The following is a 19,475-nucleotide window of genomic DNA, read 5'->3' as shown; positions in this document are numbered from 1 at the left end:
ATGAGTCTCTGACACTGATCGGGGTCCGCAGCGCAGGTGAGGAGAGAGACTTGGATACCACCGCAGTTCTTCTGAAAGGTCCGCGTGATCTGGACGTAGATTGCCTCACGCTGACAGCGCCGGGGTCGGATGATCTGGTGGTCGACATTCAGCATTCCGGGATTTCCACGGGCACCGAAAAACTCTTCTGGTCCGGTGAAATGCCACCCTTCCCCGGCATGGGATATCCGCTGGTGCCCGGCTATGAAGCCGTGGGCGAAGTGATCGAAGCGGCCCCCACATCAGGCTATCGCCCGGGCGATCATGTCTTTGTTCCCGGGGCGAATTGCTACGATGGCGCGTTCGGGCTGTTTGGCGGCGCGGCTTCCCGGGTGGTGACAGCCCCGGACCGGGTCACGCGAATCGATGCGGGCCTCGGTGCGCAGGGCGCCTTGCTGGCGCTGGCCGCAACCGCGCGCCACACGATGGCCGGTCTGAACAAATGCATGCCGGACCTCATCGTCGGTCACGGCGTCTTGGGGCGCTTGCTCGCACGGCTGACAATTGCCGCCGGTGCACCCGCCCCCACGGTCTGGGAAATCGATCCGACCCGCCGGGATGGCGCGCAAGGATACACGGTGATGTCCCCCGAAGAGGACGCGCGCCGCGACTACATGTCGATCTATGACGTCTCCGGCAGTGTCGAGGTGTTGAATGATCTGGTTGGACGTATCGGCAAGGGCGGCGAGATCGTGCTGGCCGGTTTCTACACGACCCCGATCAGCTTTGCCTTTCCGCCCGCCTTTATGAAAGAGGCGCGGTTCCGCGTTGCTGCGGAATGGACGCGCGAAGATCTTGCGGCGACCCGCGCTCTGGTGGAGAGCGGCACGCTCAGCCTGGAGGGGCTGATCACCCATACCTCTCCTGCCTCGGAGGCCCCGGCGGCCTATGCGCAGGCCTTCTCTGATCCGGCCTGCCTGAAAATGATTCTGAACTGGAAGGACGCGGCGTGAAAGATGGTATTGACGAAAAGCGCCCGGCGTCGGGCGATGTGCCAAATCTGAAAGAGTTCGACAAACGTCTGCGCGACGAGGCATCGGCGGAGCCGACGCTGGAAGTGCCGCAGGGCGAGCCCACGTCCAAGACCCAGATCATCGCGATCTACGGCAAGGGCGGGATCGGCAAATCCTTCACGCTGGCCAACCTCAGCCACATGATGGCGGAGCAGGGCAAACGCGTGCTGCTGATCGGCTGCGACCCGAAGTCCGATACCACCTCGCTGCTCTTTGGCGGCAAGGCCTGCCCGACGATCATCGAAACCTCGACCCGCAAGAAGCTGGCCGGTGAAGAGGTGAAGATCGGCGATGTCTGTTTCAAGCGGGGTGGCGTCTTTGCCATGGAGCTTGGCGGGCCAGAGGTCGGACGTGGCTGTGGCGGGCGCGGCATCATCCACGGATTTGAGCTGCTGGAGAAGCTGGGCTTCCATGATTGGGATTTCGACTACGTGCTGCTCGATTTCCTTGGCGACGTGGTCTGCGGCGGGTTTGGCCTGCCGATCGCCCGCGACATGGCGCAGAAGGTGATCCTTGTGGCGAGCAACGATTTGCAGTCGCTCTATGTGGCCAACAACGTCTGCTCGGCGGTGGAGTATTTCCGCAAGCTCGGCGGCAATGTCGGCGTCGCGGGTCTGGTCATCAACAAGGATGATGGCACCGGCGAGGCGGCGGCTTTTGCCGAGGCGGTCGACATCCCGATCCTTGCGGCGATCCCGCAGGATGATGACCTGCGCAAGAAGTCCGCAAACTACCAGATTGTCGGCACCGACAAATCCCAATGGGGATCGCTCTTTGCCGAGCTGGGAGAAAACGTGGCCGAAGCGCCGCCGATGCGGCCCACGCCGCTGGATCAGGATGGTCTGCTGGGTCTGTTCGATGCCTCCGAGACGGGGGGCGACATCGTGCTGGAACCGGCGACGGACATGGACATGCGCGGCAAGAATGCAGCGCCTAAGCCGTCACTGGAGGTTGTCTACGATGAAGCATGAGCATCAGGACCATTTCTTGAAAAGCGAGATCGATCAGAAACTGCGCACCGCGCGGGCTGATCAGATCAAGCGGCTGCTGAAAGATATCGGTTTCCTGCCGCGGACGGCAGAGCCCAGCACGGTGGGGAATCCGAATGAAGAGCATTGATCCGTTTGCCATCTCACAACCGGCGATCAAGCGCGGCCATTTCAGTGGCGCGGTTTTCTGGAGCATGACGGCGTGAACAAGGAAGTCACATATGACGAGGCCGCCGAGGTGGAGGTGATCAAGGGTCACCCCCATGGCGACGTGTCACGTGTGGCGGGCGAGGTCCCCGATATCGCGCCGGACGGCATGGGATGTCATTCCGGCGGCGATATGGCCGAGGCGGCCAGGCTTGCAGGCGGGTCTGACCTGCTCGATAAATTCAAGGCCGACTATCCGATGGGTCCACATGACAAACCCCAATCGATGTGTCCGGCTTTTGGCTCGCTGCGCGTGGGTCTGCGGATGAAGCGGGTGGCGACGATGCTGTCGGGCTCGGCCTGCTGCGTCTATGGGCTGACATTCGTGTCGCATTTCTATGGTGCGCGCCGGTCGGTGGGCTATGTGCCGTTCAATTCCGAGACGCTGGTCACCGGCAAGCTCTTTGAGGATATTCGCGAAAGCGTGCATGAGTTGGCGGATCCGGATCGCTATGATGCGATTGTGGTCACCAACCTCTGTGTGCCGACCGCCTCCGGTGTGCCGCTGCGGTTGCTGCCGGAAGAGATCAACGGTGTGCGCATTGTCGGCATCGACGTGCCGGGGTTCGGTGTGCCGACCCATGCCGAGGCCAAGGATGTACTGGCCGGGGCGATGCTGGAATACGCCCGCAAGGAGATCGAGGCTGGACCTGTGGCGCGGCCGCAGGGGGGCAAGCATGATCGCCCGACGGTTGCCATGCTGGGCGAGATGTTCCCGGCGGATCCGATGATGATTGGTCAGATGCTTGCCCCCATGGGCTTGGCGGCAGGACCGGTCGTGCCCTGCCGCGAGTGGCGCGAGCTATATGCGGCGCTCGATTGTGGCGTGGTGGCCGCGATCCATCCTTTCTACACCGATGCCGTGCGCCAGTTTCAGGCAGCGGGCCGCACCGTTGTCGGCTCTGCACCGGTGGGTCACGACGGAACGGCGGAGTGGTTGGCGGGTATCGGCGCGGCCTACGGTGTTTCGCCTGAGAAGATTGCAGCGGCGCAAAACGCGGTTCTGCCTGCCATCAAGGGCGCGCTTGCGGGCAAGCCCATCACGGGCACGATCACGCTCTCGGGCTATGAAGGCTCCGAGTTGCTGGTGGCGCGTCTGCTGATCGAAAGCGGTGCGACGGTGCCCTATGTGGGGACCGCTTGTGCGAAGTCGCCTTGGTCTGAAGCGGATGCTGCATGGCTGGAAGCAAAAGGCACCAAAGTGCAGTTCAGAGCCTCATTGGAAGATGATTGTGCGGCGATGGAAGCGGTGCAGCCGGATCTAGCCATCGGGACAACCCCGGTGGTGCAGAAGGCTAAGGAGCTGGGCATTCCCGGACTCTATTTCACCAACCTGATTTCAGCGCGGCCCCTGATGGGCGTTGCCGGTGCGGGGTCACTGGCCGAGGTGATCAATGCCGCCATCGGCAACAAGGACCGCATGGCGCATATGAAAGCCTTCTTCGAAGATGTCGGCGAAGGCGACACCGCGGGTGTTTGGGAAGGCAGTCCAAATCTGCGCCCCGACTTCCGCGCGCAACATCAGAAGAAGCTCGAAAAACAAGCAAGGGCGGCGAAAGCCGCGCAGATGGTTTAGTGCGCGAATATGAAACATATTCGCGCAACAGTGCGCAGCAGCGGGCTTCTCCAGAAACCTGCGTGCGCACCGGGTTGCTATCTGCGGAATGGGGCTCTGCCCCGTTCGGGCCGGAAACGCTCCTTCCGAGCGTTTCCGAGACGGCCCTCACCCCCCGGGATATTTATGGCCAGAAGAAGCAGCGGGGGTTCTGCTGATGCTAGTCACCGATCATGATCGCGCGGGCGGCTATTGGGGGGCGGTCTATGCCTTCTGCGCGGTGAAGGGCTTGCAGGTGGTGATCGACGGGCCGGTGGGCTGCGAGAACCTGCCAGTAACGTCTGTGCTGCATTACACCGACGCGCTGCCGCCGCATGAGTTACCGATTGTGGTGACGGGTCTTGGCGAAGGCGAGATGGGCGCGGGCACCGAAGAGTCCATGAAGCGGGCGTGGGATACGCTCGACCCGGCGCTGCCCGCGGTGGTTGTGACGGGGTCGATTGCCGAGATGATCGGCGGGGGCGTCACGCCACAGGGGACAAATATTCAGCGGTTCCTGCCGCGGACGATTGATGAGGATCAGTGGGAGGCCGCCGACCGGGCGATGACCTGGATCTTCACTGAGTTCGGCATGACCAAAGGGCGGATGCCGCCCGAGAAGAAACGCGAGGAAGGTGCGCGTCCTCGCGTGAATATCCTCGGTCCGATGTATGGCACGTTCAACATGCCATCCGATCTGGCCGAGATCCGCAGGCTGGTCGAAGGGATCGGCTGCGAGGTCAACATGGTGCTGCCCCTGGGTGCCCATGTGGCCGAAATGCGTAATCTGGTAAATGCGGATGTGAATATCTGCATGTACCGCGAGTTCGGGCGCGGGTTGAGCGAGCTTCTTGCCAAGCCGTATCTACAAGCCCCGATAGGGATCGAGAGCACGACCAAATTCCTGCGCGCACTGGGGAATTTGGTGGGCCTCGATCCCGAACCTTTTATCCGCCGTGAGAAACACTCGACCATCAAACCGGTCTGGGATCTCTGGCGCTCCGTCACCCAGGATTTCTTTGCCACCGCAAGCTTTGCGATTGTGGCGAATGAAACCTATTCCCGCGGCATCCGCCTTTTCCTGGAAGACGATCTGGGCCTGCCCTGCGCCTTTGCGGTGGCGCGGGTGGCGGGCAAGAAGACCAACAACGAAGAAGTGCGCGCCCTGATGGGGCAAAAGCGGCCCCTGATCGTGATGGGCTCGATCAACGAGAAAATGTATCTCGCGGAACTTAAGGGCGGGCACGGGCCGTCGCCTGCGTTCATCCCGGCGAGCTTCCCGGGTGCGGCGATCCGCAGGCACACCGGCACGCCCTTCATGGGCTATGCGGGGGCGACCTATCTGGTGCAGGAGATTTGCAACGGGCTCTTTGACGCGCTCTTCCACATCCTGCCGCTGGGTACGGAGATGGATGCGACCGATGCGACCCTGACGCCGCTGCGCCGGGATTTCCCGTGGGATGCGGACGCGCAGGCGATGCTCGATCGGATTGTCGAGACACATCCGATACTGACACGAATTTCGGCCGCGAAAACATTGCGTGACGCGGCAGAGAAAGCAGCTTTGGCTGCGGGCGACGAGAGGGTGGTGCTGGATACCATCCGCGCGCTGGACCCGGCAATTGCCGGCATGAACCAGGAGGATCAGACATGAGCGACATGACATCTGACATGATTGAAACAGCGGTGGAGACACCACACGAAGGCCCGAGCCGGAAGGCCGTGAAGACCGAGTTCATGGTCTATTTCGCGATCATCTTTCTGGCGACTTTGCCGCTGGCGACCCTGACCTGGGCGCTGTCGGCGATCCGGACCCGCAGCTTTACCGAGAAAGGCCCCATGGCGCGCGCCTGGACCCAGGCTCGCATCATCACCCCGATGATCTTCTCGGCATGAACCCTATCGCACATGAGGCGGCAAGGCCGAGTGTGCGACCCGACCTCTCGACTGTTGTGCGCCTGTCGAGGTGAAAGACTGACCGCCCCTCAAAAAGGCGGACAGACCCCCGAGGGGGGCAACCCCCAAAGGACCCGGCCGCGGGGTGCGCGGCGTCAGCATAACGTTCCGGAGGAATATTTATGGCTGATAACACCGACCTGTCCTTCACAGGTCTTACAGACGAACAGGCGCAAGAACTGCATTCTGTCTACATGAGCGGCCTCTGGCTGTTTTCGGCAGTTGCTGTGGTCGCACATTTGGCGACTTACATCTGGCGTCCCTGGTTCGGTTAGGGAGAGATAGAGATGGCAAAGTTCTACAAGATCTGGCTGATCTTCGACCCACGTCGCGTTTTTGTGGCGCAGGGCGTTTTCCTCTTCCTGCTGGCTGCAATGATCCACCTGGTGGTTCTGAGCAGCGGGCTGAACTGGTTCGAAGCGGCAGCTGCCGCTGGCGGTCAATAACCCAAAAGGCGTGCGGCAAGGCGCGTCTTTGGCAGACCGACGAAGAAAAGGCTGCGGGCGGAAAGATGTGCGTGCCTGCCCGCGGCGAACCCAGAACAAAGGATAGCGTTTTCGGAAAGATCTGCAGCACTTAACGTTGCCTGAAATCAAAGATTTCAACACGTTAAGCGACAATGGATTTATCAGGTATTCCGAGAAACGTTTAAATCTGACGGCCGCCGCCCGATGACAGGCGCGCCGCACATACGCGGAGAATGAAGATGGCATTGCTCAGCTTCGAAAGAAAATATCGCGTCCGCGGAGGGACGCTGGTTGGGGGCGATCTGTTCGACTTCTGGGTGGGGCCTTTTTACGTCGGCTTCTTCGGTGTCACGACAGCGTTCTTCGCCCTGTTAGGGACAATTCTGATATTCTGGGGCGCCAGCCAGCAGGGAACTTTCAATCCCTGGCTGATCAACATCGCCCCGCCGGATCTGAGCTATGGGCTTGGCCTGGCACCGCTGCTGGAGGGTGGCCTGTGGCAGATCATCACGATCTGCGCGACGGGCGCGTTCATTTCCTGGGCGCTGCGCGAGGTGGAGATCTGCCGCAAGCTGGGCATGGGCTATCACGTGCCCGTCGGCTTTGCCTTTGCGATCCTGGCTTACGTTACGCTGGTTATTTTCCGCCCGCTGCTGATGGGGGCCTGGGGGCATGGGTTCCCGTATGGGATCTTCAGCCACCTCGATTGGGTCAGCAACACCGGCTACGCCTATCTGCACTTCCACTATAACCCCGCGCATATGCTGGCGGTGACGCTCTTTTTCACCACCACGCTGGCGCTGGCGTTGCACGGCGGGTTGATCCTGTCGGCGGCCAATCCCGAGAAGGGCGAAGAGGCCAAGACGCCGGACGACGAAGACACATTCTTCCGCGATTTCATCGGCTATTCCATCGGGACGCTGGGCATTCACCGTCTGGGGTATCTGTTGGCCATAAACGCGGTCTTCTTCTCTGCCGTCTGCATCATCATCTCCGGTCCGGTCTGGACGGCCGGCTGGCCCGAATGGTGGAACTGGTGGCTTGACCTGCCGATCTGGGGTGAACCCATCGCCGTGGGAGGGATGTGATCATGTGGACACCTGAGTATCAGAACATCTTCACCCAAGTGCAGGTCCAGGGCACGCCCGAATGGGGCATGGACAACGAAAACAACATGATGGACGAACGGGTCGGCAAGCCCTTCTTCAACACGCTTGCCGGTCTGGTGGGCAATGGTCAGATCGGCCCTTACTACTGGGGCTGGACCAGCATGGTCGCCTTTGCCACCGGGATCGCGTGGTTCGTGATCGTGGGGTTCAACATGCTGGCGCAGGTCGGCTGGTCGATCCCGCAGTTCATCCGGCAACTCTTCTGGCTGGCGCTGGAGCCGCCCTCGCCGGAATACGGGCTGACCATGCCGCCGCTGAACGACGGCGGCTGGTACATCATCGCCAGTTTCTTTCTGTTGGTGTCAGTGCTGACATGGCTCTTGCGGGCCTATCTGCTGGCGCAGCAGCACAAGATGGGCAAGCATATCTTCTGGGGCTTTGCCGCCGCCGTCTGGTTGTTCCTGGTGTTGGGTCTCTTCCGCCCGATCCTGATGGGATCCTGGTCGGAGGCGGTACCCTATGGCATCTTCCCGCACCTTGACTGGACCACGGCGTTTTCGATCCGCTACGGCAATCTCTACTACAACCCCTTCCACTGTCTCTCGATCGTGTTTCTTTATGGTTCTGTGCTGCTCTTCTGTATGCATGGCGGCACCATCCTGGCGGTCACCCGTTACGGCGGCGACCGCGAGCTGGAACAGATCTATGACCGCGGTACGGCCACGGAACGCGCCGCGCTCTTCTGGCGCTGGACCATGGGCTTCAACGCCACGATGGAGGGCATCCACCGCTGGGCCTGGTGGTTCGCGGTGCTGACCCCGATCACGGGAGGCATCGGAATTCTGCTGACCGGCACAGTGGTCGACAACTGGTTCATCTGGGCACAGGAGCACAACTTCGCGCCGATGTATGACGGATCATATGGCTACGCGGATTACGGTTCCTACGAAGCCTTTATTGGGAAGGAGGAGTAACCCATGTTTCCCAAGTGGTTTGACAAATGGAATGCGGATAACCCGACCAATATCTTTGGTCCGGCGATCCTGGTCGGCGCCATCGGCGGGGCGGTCTTTGCCGCTGCGTTGATTGTGACCGCGGGTAACCCGGCGCAAACGACCTCGCTGCAGACCGGGCCGCGGGGCACCGGCATGTCGGTGCCCGAGTTCGACGTTGTGCGCACGGTGCCCGACCCGACAATTGAGGATTACTACACCGAGGAGCCCTATGTGCCCGAAGGGGGCGAGGATCTGGCCAAGGACATCTACGAAAATGTCCAGGTGCTGGGCGATCTGACCGAAGACAACTTCAACCGGGTGATGAACGCCATGACCCAATGGGTCTCGCCCGAGGAAGGCTGCGTCTATTGCCACGGCGAGGGTGACCTTGAGACCTACGGCGAAGACACGCTTTATACCAAAGTGGTCGCGCGCCGGATGATCCAGATGACCCAGAACATCAACGAAAACTGGGACGGTCACGTGAACGCTGAAAAACAGGTCGGCGTGAATTGCTATACCTGCCACCGCGGCGAACACGTGCCCTCCGAGGTCTGGTTCAAGATCAGCCCGGTAAACCAGGCATCAGCGGGTTGGTCATCTAATCAGAACCGCGTCACCTCGCTGAGCCAATCCACGTCCCTGCCATCGGACGCGCTTGAAAAATACCTGCTGGACGGCGAAACCATCGCTGTGCACTCGCTGGAAAGCCGCGAGGCGGGCGTGCCGGGCGGTGAGGATTACGCCTCCATCCAGGATACCGAGCGCACCTATTCGCTGATGAATTACTTCGCCAACAGCCTCGGGGTGAACTGTGTCTTCTGTCACAACAGCCGCGCCTTCTATGACGGCACGGAGAACACGCCGCAGTGGGGCACCGCCTCGCTGGGCATCCTGATGGTACAAGAGCTGAACACCGACTATCTGGTGCCGCTCAAAGATACCTATCCTGCTGAACGCCTCGGCCCGATCTATGCCGATGCGCCGAAAGCAGCATGCAAGACCTGTCACAAAGGATACCAGCAGCCGATGCAGGGTCTGAATGTGATCGCAGACTGGCCTGAGCTCGCGACGACTGAGGCGCCGGTCTATGAATGAGCCTTTGGGCAGCGTAATGCGTTGCCCTAAGGCACAGCCGTGCACGGATCATTGGCTTCCTTGATCCGGGCAACGGGGTCTTAGGCACCCCGGTTCCCTTCCTGTTGGCTACAGGAACCTGGCGTCGCAACCGGTTTAGGCCGGATGCGACGCCTTTCTTTTTCCGGGGGGTGATCCCGAGGTTTTGGCAAGAGCTTCGCATCCTCCGACAAATCGGAGATGTGCGCCATGACCAAACCAGTGACCCCGACCCTTGACCGCGTGGCAGGCCCTGCGGACCTGCGAGAGATGTCCGACCGGGAGCTTTGCTCGGTTGCCGATGAGCTGCGCGCGGAAGTGATCGAAGCCGTCAGCCAGACCGGGGGGCATCTGGGATCCTCGCTGGGGGTGGTGGAGCTGTCGGTCGCCATTCACGCGGTTTTTGACACGCCCCGGGACAAGCTGATCTGGGATGTGGGGCACCAGTGCTACCCGCACAAGATCCTGACCGGCCGTCGTAACCGGATGCACACTCTGCGACAGGGTGGGGGTCTCAGCGGCTTTACCAAACGCAGCGAATCCGAATTCGACCCCTTTGGCGCGGCGCATTCCAGCACCTCCATCTCCGCCGCCCTGGGATTCACCGTCGGGCGCGACATGGGGCGGCCCACGGGCGATGCCGTTGCGGTGATTGGCGACGGATCGATCAGCGCGGGAATGGCCTATGAGGCGATGAACAACGCCGGCGCCGAAGGGCGGCGTCTCTTTGTCATCCTCAATGACAATGAGATGTCGATTGCGCCTCCGGTGGGTGCGATGTCATCCTATCTTTCGGGCCTTGCCGATCTCTCCCGCATCGGGCCGTTCGGCGGTCTGGCGGCCGTGGCCGAGGGCATGGAACAGCTGGCCCCGAAACCGGTGCGCGAAGGGGCGCGCCGGGCGCGTGAGATGGTCACCGGGCTGGAAAGCAAAGGTACCTTTTTCGAAGAGCTTGGGTTTGACTACATCGGGCCCATTGACGGTCACGACATGGGCCAATTGCTCAGCGTCTTGCGCAGCGCGCGGACACGGGCGACCGGCCCGGTGCTGATCCATTGCTGTACGGTCAAGGGCAAGGGCTATGCGCCCGCCGAGGGCTCCGCGGACAAATACCACGGGGTCAGCAAGTTTGACGTCGGCACTGGCGTCCAGGCCAAGGCCAAGGCGAATGCGCCCTCTTACACGGGCGTCTTTGGCGATGCGCTGACGGCGCTCGCCGCCGAAGACCCCAATATCGTTGCGGTCACCGCTGCAATGCCCAGCGGGACGGGCGTGGACCGCATGGCCAAACGGTTCCCGTCCCGCGTCTTCGATGTGGGAATCGCCGAACAACACGGCGTGACCTTTGCCGCCGGGATGGCGGCCAGCGGCCTCAAACCCTTCTGCGCGATCTATTCGACCTTCCTGCAACGCGGTTACGATCAGGTGGTGCATGATGTGGCGCTGCAGGGGTTGCCTGTACGTTTTGCCATTGACCGGGCCGGTCTGGTGGGGGCCGATGGGGCCACCCACGCCGGGGCCTTCGACATTGGCTATCTGAGCGCCTTGCCGGGCATGGTGGTGATGGCCGCCGCGGATGAGGCGGAACTGGTGCATATGGTCACCACGGCAGCGGCGCATGACACCGGCCCGATTGCCTTCCGCTACCCGCGCGGCAATGGCACGGGCGTGGCCTTGCCCGAGCGCGGCGAGGTGTTGGAGATTGGCAAGGGCAGGATCATCCGCGAAGGAGAGGGCGATGTCGCTTTGCTGTCGCTTGGCACGCTCCTGGGGGAATGCGAGGCCGCGGCGACGATGCTGGCGGGTGAAGGCATCAGTGCCACCATCGCCGATGCTCGTTTTGCCAAGCCATTGGATATGGCGCTCATCACGCAGCTTGCGGAAACCCACAGCGCAGTGATCACGGTCGAACAGGGGGCCAAAGGCGGGTTCGGCGCGTCGGTGCTGCAGGAAATGGCCGCCCACGGGATGCTGGACCACGGCTGCCGGGTGCGGACGCTGTGCCTGCCGGACCGGTTCGTTGATCAGGCAGCGCCGGTGGAAATGTATCGTGACGCCGGTGTCGATGCCGAAGGGATTGTCGCGATGGTTTTGGGTGCCCTGCAACAGGACCGCAAAGTCATCGATTTCCACAGCGCGCGGAGCGTGCGCGACTGACGCCGCGCTTCAGATGTCGTGCTGCAAGGCGAAGTCGCGCAGGTGCTGGGCGACCTTTTCTGGCGCTTCCCAATGCAGGGCGTGCCCACTGCCGGAAATGACCCGATGTTCAATACCGCTCAAGGCGTCTTTGGCGGCTTTAAAGGGAATGAGCAGGTCGTCTTCTGCCAGAATTGCCAGTGTTGGGACATCCGGCTCAGTTTGAAACGGGGCCGGGTCAGCGCTCAGCACGGCTTCCAGTTGATGCGCCATCGCCTCCACGGATTGTTGGTACGGATAGGCCAGCGCCTGTGCCAGGGCCGCATCGATCGCGCCGGGCATTTCATAGGTGTGCGGCGCAAAAATCCATGGGAAAAACACGCGGAGCCAGGCGTCGGGCGGTGCGTCGGAGCGGCGGATGGCGATCAGGGTTCGGAAGAGCTCGACATTGCGGCGCAGGTTGAGCGGGGCCGAAGCCAGCATGGTGTAGCTGGCCACGCGTGTCGGCGCCATTCTGGTCAAAACCCAGCCGATGTTGCCGCCCAGCGAATGACCCAGGACGTGGGCTTTCGAATGCCCGAGATGATCCAGCAACGCCAGTGCATCCTGCGCCCAGATCGTAGGGGAGGCGGGCGCATCAGCGGGGGTTGTGCGCCCCGTGGTGCGGTTGTCGGGGCGAATGAGCGTGAAATCTGCGCTGAGAAAAGGCAGTATCGGCTCCCAGCTGGCGCTGTCTGACAACATACCTGCGAGCATCAAAAGCGGCGGGCCGGTGCCGGAAACCTCGTAGTGCAGGGAAACGTCGGGCAGAGCGAGGTCAGGCATTCTGGCTCCGCCAGCTGGGCAGCAAATCGCTGGGGTCCGGGGTCGCCTCATAGATCGCGCGGGCAATCGCACGGGTCAGGCAAAGTGCCGCGGCATGGCCGATGAGACCCGGATTGCCGTCCGGCGCGGTGCCGGTGGAAAGGGCAAAGACCAGATCACCGTCACCGGGACTGTGCGCGGGCACACAGGCGCGCGCGATGCCGTCATGGGCGGCGACCGCGACCCGGTGGCACTGCGCTTTGCTCAGCCGGGCATCCGTGGCGACAATGGCGATGGTTGTATTCGATTGATCGGAGACCAGCGCGCGTTTTCGGCTGGTCAGGTCAAGTCCCTGCCCGGTGGTTGGATCAGGCCCCAATCCGCCGAATTCGGCGTCAATTTCAAAGGGCGCGGCGTGGAAGTACCGGTCGCCCGGGGTGGTGACGGACCCCATGGGATTGGCCGCCGCCAGCGCGCCTACCATTGTGCCATCCTCCAGTTGTAGCGATGCCGAGCCAAGCCCGCCTTTCAGCATCGCCGAAAGCGCCCCGGTCCCTGCGCCCGCCGTGCCCAGATCGAAGGTTGTGCTCGCAGCCTCAAAGGCCGTTCGGCCGAGGGCACGATAAGGATTTTCGGTCCAGTTTTTGTCACCGCCGCTGAGTAAGTCAAAGAGGATCGCACCGGGGACAATCGGGACAATCGCGGGTCCCACCCTGTACCCGCGCTGCCTTGCGCGCAGAGCATCCACGACGCCGGAACAGGCGTCGAGGCCAAAGGCTGATCCTCCCGCCAGCACCAGCGCGTCCACTTCCGAGACGGTCTTGTCGGGAGCCAGCAGGTCGGTCTCGCGGGTGCCTGGTGCACCCCCCATGACATGAACCGAGGCCACAAATGGTGTGTCCGCTGTCAGCACCGTGCAGCCAGATTTCAGACGATCATCCTGTGCGTTACCGACTTTGATTCCAGGGACATCGGTGATCAGGTTGCGCGGGCCGGGCGTCATGAGCGGCGGGGGTCCGGGCAAAAGAGATTTATGCCTCCGGCGGGGATATTTCGGGCCAGAAGAAACATCTTAGATGCGTGTTTTTGGGACGGCTGTGGCGGGATCGCCGGTATTTGGCTCGCCTTTGGGCTCGATCAGCAGAACCTTGCATTCCTGCTCTGCTCGGGGGCGGTGGGTCACCCCCTTGGGCACGATGAAGAGTTCACCAGCTGTCACAGGGTGAGAGCGGTCTTCGATGTCCATGACCATGTCGCCTTCCAGCACGAGGAAAAAGTCATCGGTCTCTTCGTGCAGGTGGAACGGAAATTCGCCCTGAAAGCGGACAACCATCACCTCATTATCATTGTAGTCAGCGATCACGTGCGGATCCCAGTGGCTGGTGAACTGCCCGAGCTTTTCCGCCAGATTGATCGTCTTCATATACAGCGCCCTCCGTCGATTTCCATGGCCACCCCGGTGATCATGGAAGCCTCATCCGAGCACAGAAAGCAAGCGGCATTGCCCATGTCCTGCGGCGTTGAAAACCGACCCAAAGGGATGGTGGCGAGGAATTTCGCGCGCATCTCTGGCGTGTCCTCGCCCATGAAGGATTTCAGCAGCGGGGTTTCGCCCGCTACCGGGTTCAGGGCGTTGACGCGGATGCCCGTGGGCGCCAGCTCAACGGCCATCGCTTTGGTCGCTGTGATCATCCAGCCTTTGGAGGCGTTGTACCAGTTGAGGCGGGGGCGGGGGGAGACACCGGCGGTGGAGGCGATGTTCAGAATGCACCCGGCGTCGCGGCTTTTCATATGCGGCACCAAGGCGCGGGCGGTCAGATAGACCGATTTCATGTTCACGGCCATGACCCGGTCGAAATCCTCTTCTGTCACCTCTTCCAAAGCTTGCGGCAAATGCGTGATGCCGGCGTTGTTCACCAGGATATCCACGTGGGTCCAGGCCTCGATGGCCGCCCGCGCCATGGCGGAAACGGAGGCGCCGTCGGCTACATCCACCGCGCAGGCCAGGGCATGATCGCCCATCTGATCGGCCAGGTCCTGAGCGGCAGAGTGATTGATATCCGCGATCATCACGCGCGCGCCTTCGGAGGTGAATTTGCGCACGATGCCCGCCCCGAAACCCGACGCGCCACCTGTTACAATGGCGGTTTTTCCTGTCAGTCGCATCTCGGTCTCTCCCTACAGCTGGTGTTTCAGAACCCACCGGTTGTGCCCGTCGCTTTCCGGCGTTGCCGGGGCGTATCGATGGGGCACAAAGCCTTCACGCGTCCAAAACGTCACAGCACGGGGGTTGGCCTCCAAAACCGACAGTTTCAGCATGGTTGCCCCCGCCCTGCGGGCTCTCTTCCTGAGCAAGTGTAGCACAGCCCGCCCGGTACCGCGCCCGCGAAACGCAGGATCCAGCAGCATCAGCCCAATCCACCAGTCGGTGGGTAGCTCGTAGCCTTCAGCGACGCAGACCATGCCCAGCATCGCCGTCTCTTGCATCACGGCAAAGGCATAGAGATTGTCCGTGGTCAGCCCCGGGGGCACCGCTTCGAAAAACTCGTTGATGTAGTCCATGTCCGGCGCCCGGCCAATCTCCAGCGTCACGTAGTCCGCCGCCCGCTCTGCAAGGTCGAGCGCATCTTCGGCATGATCGGCCTTGTTGATCAGCTTCAGCGTGATCTCAGTCATGGGGTGCTTGCCTTTGCAGGATCGACACATCTGGCAACGTTGGGGCCGCTGCGATCAACTTTTTCGTATAAGGATGTTGAGGGTTGGTAAATATCTGCTCCGTATCGCCTTCTTCGACGATCTCGCCAGCTTGCATCACCATGACCCGGTCGGTCACGGAGCGCACGACGCTGAGATCGTGGGAGACGAAGAGATAGGTCAGCCCATAGGCGCGGCAGAGATCTGCCAGCAGGTCGAGAATCTGCGCCCGGACAGAGACGTCGAGCGCGGAAACGGCTTCGTCAAACAGGATGAGTTCGGGGCGGATGATCAATGCGCGGGCAATGGCGATGCGTTGACGCTGGCCGCCGGAAAACTCGTGGATGTAGCGGGTGGCGTCCTCGGGTTTCAGCCCGACCGCGGTGAGCGCTTCGGCGATGGCCGTTTTGCGCACGGCCCCCTGTGGCGGATCGCTCAGCAAGTGGAAAGGTTCCGTGATCAGGCGCGCGACCCGGTGGCGCGGGTTGAAGCTGCCGAAAGGGTCCTGAAACACGACCTGCATGCGGCGCCGGACCTCAAGGTTGGAGCGACCCTGGGTTGTGACCGGCGCGCCGCCCAGCGTGATGGTGCCGGATTGCGGTTCGTCCAGCCCCAGGATGGCGCGGGTCAGCGTGGATTTTCCACAGCCGCTTTCGCCGACAAGCCCGAGCCGTTCGCCCCGCATGAGCGTGAAGGAGACCCCATTTACGGCATCGAAATGCCCGGGGGCCGCAAAGAGTTTGCGCCGGGGCAGCCGGTAGCTGCGGTGCAGGTCTGTCACCTGCAACAGCGGCTCTGGTGCGGGTGCGGCGGGCAGATCGACCCGGTGGGTTGAGGCCTCAAACAGCATGCGGGTGTAGGGGTGGCGCATATCGGCCAGCAGATCAGCAGTCGGCCCGGTTTCGACCACTTCGCCATGGCGCATGACGGCGATCTGGTCCGCCATATCCGCGACAACGGCGAGGTCATGGGTGATCATCACCAGCCCCATGCCGAAATCGGCCACCAACCCTTTGAGCAGGTCAAGGATTTGCGCTTGCGTCGTGACATCGAGCGCGGTGGTTGGTTCATCCGCAATCAGCAGTTTGGGACGCAACGCGATGGCCATGGCGATCACCACGCGCTGGCGCTGCCCGCCCGAAAGTTCATGCGGATATCGGCTGAGCGGAAAGCGGTCGGGTGGCAGGCCGACGCGGGTGAGCACTTCCGTTGCCCGGGTTTCGGCCTCTGCCTGCGAGGTATTGGTGTGGATGCGGATGGTTTCCGCCACCTGCCGCCCGATGGTGTGTACCGGATTGAGCGCGGTCATTGGTTCCTGAAAGATCATTCCAATGTCGTTGCCACGCAGGTCGCACATCTCTGCCTCTGGCAGGGTGGTCAGCTCTGTCCCGGCCAAGGTGATCTCACCGCGGCTCGCCGCACCCCGGGGCAGCAGCTGCATGATCCCCAGTGCCGTCATCGATTTACCGGATCCGCTTTCGCCGGTGATCGCGAGGATTTCACCCGGCGCCACGGAGAGGGTGACATCCTTCAGAATGGGCATCGTATGGATGTCGAGCGACAGGTTTCGGATCTCCAGCAGGCTCACGTGCGCACCCGTTGCAACCGGGGATCAAGCGCATCGCGCAGCCCGTCGCCCAGCAGGTTCAGCCCCAGCACGATCAGGATGATCGCAAGGCCGGGGAAGATGGCCAGATGCGGGGCAAATCCCACCATGGTCTGCGCATCGGCCAGCATCCGCCCTAGCGACGGGGTGGGGGGCTGCACGCCCAGACCCACAAAAGAAAGTGCTGCCTCTACCTGAATGCCCAGAGCGAATTGAATGGTGCCCTGAACGATCAGCAGGTTCAGCACATTGGGCAGGATGTGCTCGACGGAAATATGGGCGCGGCTTTTGCCCGCCACACGGGCGGCGAGGATGAATTCCCGCTCCCATAGGGGCAGCGCGCCGCCACGGGTCACGCGCGCAAAGACGGGGATGTTGAAGATGCCAAAGGCGATGATGGCATTGACGGCCGAAGGGCCAAAGACCGCGGTGATCAGAATGGCCATCACCAGCAACGGAAAGGCAAAGACGATGTCATTGCCGCGCATGATGAACTCATCGAGCCAGCTGCCCTTGTTTACTGCGGCGGCCAGCCCAAGGGGGACGCCGAAGCTCAGCCCGATGATGAGGGCGACCAACGCCACGCCGATGGAGGTGCGTGCGCCGACCATGATCATGCTGAAAATATCGCGCCCCAGATGATCTGTGCCAAGGACATGGAGGCCCCCCGGCGTTTGCAGTTTGTCGGGGATGTTGAGCGCAGTGTGATCGAACGGGGTCCAGATCAGCGAGAGCAGGGCCAGCGCGATGAACACAGCGGACAGGAGGGCCCCAAGGATCAGGGTCTTGCTCATGTCCGCGCCCTCAGACGCGGGTCCACCGCGGCATAGGCAAGATCGACCAGAAAGTTGATCACGATGACCCCAAAGACCACCAGCATCACCACGGATTCCACGACAATGAGGTCGCGCGCGGAGATGGACTGGAAAATCAGCCGCCCCAGGCCCGGCAGGTAGAAGACCTGTTCGATGATGATGGTGCCCGCAAAGAGAAACGAGAATTGCAGCCCGATGATCGTGAGCACGGGGATCAGCGCGTTGCGCAGCCCGTGCCGCCAGAGCGTCTGGCGCGCGGTGAGGCCTTTGGCTCGGGCGGTGCGCATGAAATCCTCGCCCAACACGTCCAGCAGCGCGGAACGCATCACCCGCGTGAGGATCGCGGCCTGCGGCAGGGCAAGGGCGATGGCGGGTAGGGTCAGGGATTTGAGCGCGGCAAAGACCCCCTCATCCCAGCCTGGAAAACCACCCGCAGAAAACCACCGCAGATGGATCGCAAAGATCAGCACCAGCATCATCGCAAACCAGAAATTGGGGACCGCGACGCCCAGCTGCGTGGCTCCGGTGACGCCCAGATCCCCCGCGCGGCCCCGGCGGGATGCTGCATAAAGCCCGGCGGGAAAGGCGATGACAACCGACAGCGTCAGCGCATAAAGCGCCAAGGGGATCGAGACGCCAATGCGCGCCGCCACCATTTCGGTTACCGGCGTTCGGTAGGTGTAGGAGGTGCCGAAATCCCCCGTCAGCATGCCGCCGACCCAGGCAAAATACCGCTGTATCTTGGGCACATCCAGACCCAGTTCCGCTCGTAGCGCGGCCAGTGTTTCAGGCTGTGCATTGATCCCGAGCATGAAGGACGCCGGATCGCCCGGGGCGATCTCGATCACGGTGAAAATGATCAGCGACGCAACAGCGAGGCTGAGAACAAGAGAAGCGAGGCGTTTGAGCACATAGCGCAGCATTGCGGCGAGGTTAGGCGGTGGGTCTGGCATGGTCCAGAGGGGTTGTTGCTGCGGGCCAATGGTCTAGGTCTGGTGCCATGGACAAGCCACGCTTTATCGGCGCGGAAATTTTCCGCCATTCCAGCTATGGGCGCTGGCATCCGTTGCGGGTGCCACGGGTCAGCACGGTCATGGATTTGTCGCGTGCCATGGGGTGGCTGCCGCCCGCGCAGTTCATCACCGCGCCGCGGGCCAAGCCCAAAGCGCTGACGGCGTGGCATACCCCCGACTACATCGCCGCCCTGCAACGGGTCGAGGCCGCGCAGACCGTGACCGCTGAAGACACCGCGCGGCATGATCTGGGATCGGTCACCAACCCCGTTTATCCGGAGATTTTCCGCCGCCCAGCCACTGCGGCGGGTGGGTCGCTGCTGGCTGGTGAGCTCTTGCGCGACGGTGGGGTGATCTACAATCCCCCTGGCGGCACGCATCACGGGATGCCGGATCGCGCTAATGGATTTTGCTATCTGAACGACCCGGTGCTGGCCATGCTCAGCCTGCGCCGCAATGGGGTCCGGCGCATCGCCTATGTCGATATTGATGCGCACCATTGCGACGGCGTGGCTGTCGGATTCCACGGTGACCCGGAGTGCCTGATGATCTCGGTGCATGAAGAACGGCTGTGGCCGCGTACCGGACCGATTGAGGATGACGCCGGTGGTGCGGCGGTGAACCTGCCAGTGCCCCGGGGCTTAAATGACAGCGAGATGGCGTTCATCCGGGAGGCGCTGATTGTCCCAAAGGTGACCGGGTTTCGGCCAGACGCCATCGTATTGCTTTGCGGTGCGGATGGTGTGGAGGAGGACCCGCTGGCGCATCTCAGCCTGTCCAACAATGCGCATTGGGCGGTGCTGCGCGCGCTGATGGGCGTGGCCCCGCGGTTGTTGGTGCTGGGCGGGGGTGGGTACAACCCGTGGTCGGTCGGGCGGCTCTGGACCGGTGTTTGGGCCACTCTCAACGGGTTTGATATCCC

Annotated in this window: 21 protein-coding genes; 13 read left to right on the top strand and 8 right to left on the bottom strand. The window is 62.2% G+C overall.

The window, feature by feature from the left end; translation table 11 throughout:
* Positions 1–50: 50 nt before the first annotated feature.
* The 12 genes from bchC (at position 51) to dxs (ending at position 11,642) form a co-directional block, all read left to right on the top strand.
* The gene (bchC, locus tag Q1A20_RS20895) at positions 51–992 is read left to right on the top strand and encodes a chlorophyll synthesis pathway protein BchC (protein WP_299918503.1); all 942 of its coding nucleotides are present in this window, start codon (positions 51–53) and stop codon (positions 990–992) included.
* Positions 989–2,023 (top strand): chlorophyllide a reductase iron protein subunit X, encoded by a 1,035-nt coding sequence (locus tag Q1A20_RS20890; protein ID WP_299410052.1) that lies wholly within the window; start codon positions 989–991, stop codon positions 2,021–2,023. Before bchC ends, Q1A20_RS20890 begins: the two co-directional genes overlap by 4 nt.
* Before the next feature lie 16 nt (positions 2,024–2,039).
* Entirely contained in the window at positions 2,040–2,171 is a 132-nt protein-coding gene (locus Q1A20_RS20885; RefSeq protein ID WP_298975305.1) for a hypothetical protein, read from the top strand.
* A 141-nt stretch (positions 2,172–2,312) separates the two neighbouring features.
* A complete protein-coding gene (gene bchY, locus Q1A20_RS20880) occupies positions 2,313–3,824 on the top strand; it encodes a chlorophyllide a reductase subunit Y (protein WP_299410187.1) in 1,512 nt (503 codons plus the stop codon).
* Positions 3,825–4,020: 196 nt separating this feature from the next.
* Positions 4,021–5,496, top strand: coding sequence for a chlorophyllide a reductase subunit Z (bchZ, locus tag Q1A20_RS20875; RefSeq protein WP_298975302.1), 1,476 nt, complete (start codon positions 4,021–4,023; stop codon positions 5,494–5,496).
* The gene (gene pufQ, locus Q1A20_RS20870) at positions 5,493–5,738 is read left to right on the top strand and encodes a cytochrome PufQ (RefSeq protein ID WP_366142092.1); all 246 of its coding nucleotides are present in this window, start codon (positions 5,493–5,495) and stop codon (positions 5,736–5,738) included. The genes bchZ and pufQ overlap by 4 nt, the downstream gene beginning before the upstream one ends.
* Positions 5,739–5,920: 182 nt before the next feature.
* The gene (pufB, locus tag Q1A20_RS20865) at positions 5,921–6,073 is read left to right on the top strand and encodes a light-harvesting antenna LH1, beta subunit (RefSeq protein WP_195822146.1); all 153 of its coding nucleotides are present in this window, start codon (positions 5,921–5,923) and stop codon (positions 6,071–6,073) included.
* Between the two features lie 12 nt (positions 6,074–6,085).
* Positions 6,086–6,244 (top strand): light-harvesting antenna LH1, alpha subunit, encoded by a 159-nt coding sequence (gene pufA, locus Q1A20_RS20860; RefSeq protein WP_013984575.1) that lies wholly within the window; start codon positions 6,086–6,088, stop codon positions 6,242–6,244.
* Positions 6,245–6,504: 260 nt separating this feature from the next.
* A complete protein-coding gene (pufL, locus tag Q1A20_RS20855) occupies positions 6,505–7,353 on the top strand; it encodes a photosynthetic reaction center subunit L (RefSeq protein ID WP_298975301.1) in 849 nt (282 codons plus the stop codon).
* Positions 7,354–7,355: 2 nt separating this feature from the next.
* The gene (gene pufM, locus Q1A20_RS20850; protein WP_299410049.1) at positions 7,356–8,348 is read left to right on the top strand and encodes a photosynthetic reaction center subunit M; all 993 of its coding nucleotides are present in this window, start codon (positions 7,356–7,358) and stop codon (positions 8,346–8,348) included.
* Positions 8,349–8,351: 3 nt separating this feature from the next.
* Positions 8,352–9,467, top strand: coding sequence for a photosynthetic reaction center cytochrome PufC (gene pufC, locus Q1A20_RS20845; RefSeq protein ID WP_298975299.1), 1,116 nt, complete (start codon positions 8,352–8,354; stop codon positions 9,465–9,467).
* Between the two features lie 228 nt (positions 9,468–9,695).
* Positions 9,696–11,642, top strand: coding sequence for a 1-deoxy-D-xylulose-5-phosphate synthase (gene dxs / locus Q1A20_RS20840; protein ID WP_299410048.1), 1,947 nt, complete (start codon positions 9,696–9,698; stop codon positions 11,640–11,642).
* Positions 11,643–11,651: 9 nt separating this feature from the next.
* Here dxs and Q1A20_RS20835 read toward each other — a convergent pair whose 3' ends face one another.
* The 8 genes from Q1A20_RS20835 to Q1A20_RS20800 form a co-directional block, all read right to left on the bottom strand.
* A complete protein-coding gene (locus Q1A20_RS20835; protein ID WP_299918499.1) occupies positions 11,652–12,446 on the bottom strand; it encodes an alpha/beta fold hydrolase in 795 nt (264 codons plus the stop codon).
* The gene (locus Q1A20_RS20830; protein ID WP_299918496.1) at positions 12,439–13,428 is read right to left on the bottom strand and encodes a P1 family peptidase; all 990 of its coding nucleotides are present in this window, start codon (positions 13,426–13,428) and stop codon (positions 12,439–12,441) included. Before Q1A20_RS20830 ends, Q1A20_RS20835 begins: the two co-directional genes overlap by 8 nt.
* Before the next feature lie 69 nt (positions 13,429–13,497).
* Positions 13,498–13,848 (bottom strand): cupin domain-containing protein, encoded by a 351-nt coding sequence (locus Q1A20_RS20825; RefSeq protein ID WP_299918493.1) that lies wholly within the window; start codon positions 13,846–13,848, stop codon positions 13,498–13,500.
* Positions 13,845–14,591, bottom strand: coding sequence for an SDR family oxidoreductase (locus tag Q1A20_RS20820; RefSeq protein WP_299918490.1), 747 nt, complete (start codon positions 14,589–14,591; stop codon positions 13,845–13,847). The genes Q1A20_RS20825 and Q1A20_RS20820 overlap by 4 nt, the downstream gene beginning before the upstream one ends.
* 12 nt (positions 14,592–14,603) lie before the next feature.
* Positions 14,604–15,101, bottom strand: coding sequence for an N-acetyltransferase (locus Q1A20_RS20815; protein ID WP_299918487.1), 498 nt, complete (start codon positions 15,099–15,101; stop codon positions 14,604–14,606).
* Entirely contained in the window at positions 15,094–16,707 is a 1,614-nt protein-coding gene (locus Q1A20_RS20810; protein WP_299918484.1) for an ABC transporter ATP-binding protein, read from the bottom strand. Before Q1A20_RS20810 ends, Q1A20_RS20815 begins: the two co-directional genes overlap by 8 nt.
* A complete protein-coding gene (locus Q1A20_RS20805; protein ID WP_299410027.1) occupies positions 16,704–17,519 on the bottom strand; it encodes an ABC transporter permease in 816 nt (271 codons plus the stop codon). The genes Q1A20_RS20810 and Q1A20_RS20805 overlap by 4 nt, the downstream gene beginning before the upstream one ends.
* The gene (locus tag Q1A20_RS20800; RefSeq protein WP_299410185.1) at positions 17,516–18,463 is read right to left on the bottom strand and encodes an ABC transporter permease; all 948 of its coding nucleotides are present in this window, start codon (positions 18,461–18,463) and stop codon (positions 17,516–17,518) included. Before Q1A20_RS20800 ends, Q1A20_RS20805 begins: the two co-directional genes overlap by 4 nt.
* A 77-nt stretch (positions 18,464–18,540) precedes the next feature.
* Between Q1A20_RS20800 and Q1A20_RS20795 the strand changes: the two genes are divergently transcribed.
* Positions 18,541–19,475, top strand: a 935-nt coding sequence (locus tag Q1A20_RS20795) for an acetoin utilization protein AcuC (protein WP_299410025.1), incomplete at its 3' end; no start/stop codon positions are given.

It is taken from the genome of uncultured Roseobacter sp. (genome assembly GCF_947501835.1).
Taxonomy (GTDB): domain Bacteria; phylum Pseudomonadota; class Alphaproteobacteria; order Rhodobacterales; family Rhodobacteraceae; genus Roseobacter.
The sequence above is the reverse complement of the archived record's forward strand: the minus strand, read 5'-3'. Positions and strand labels throughout refer to the sequence as shown.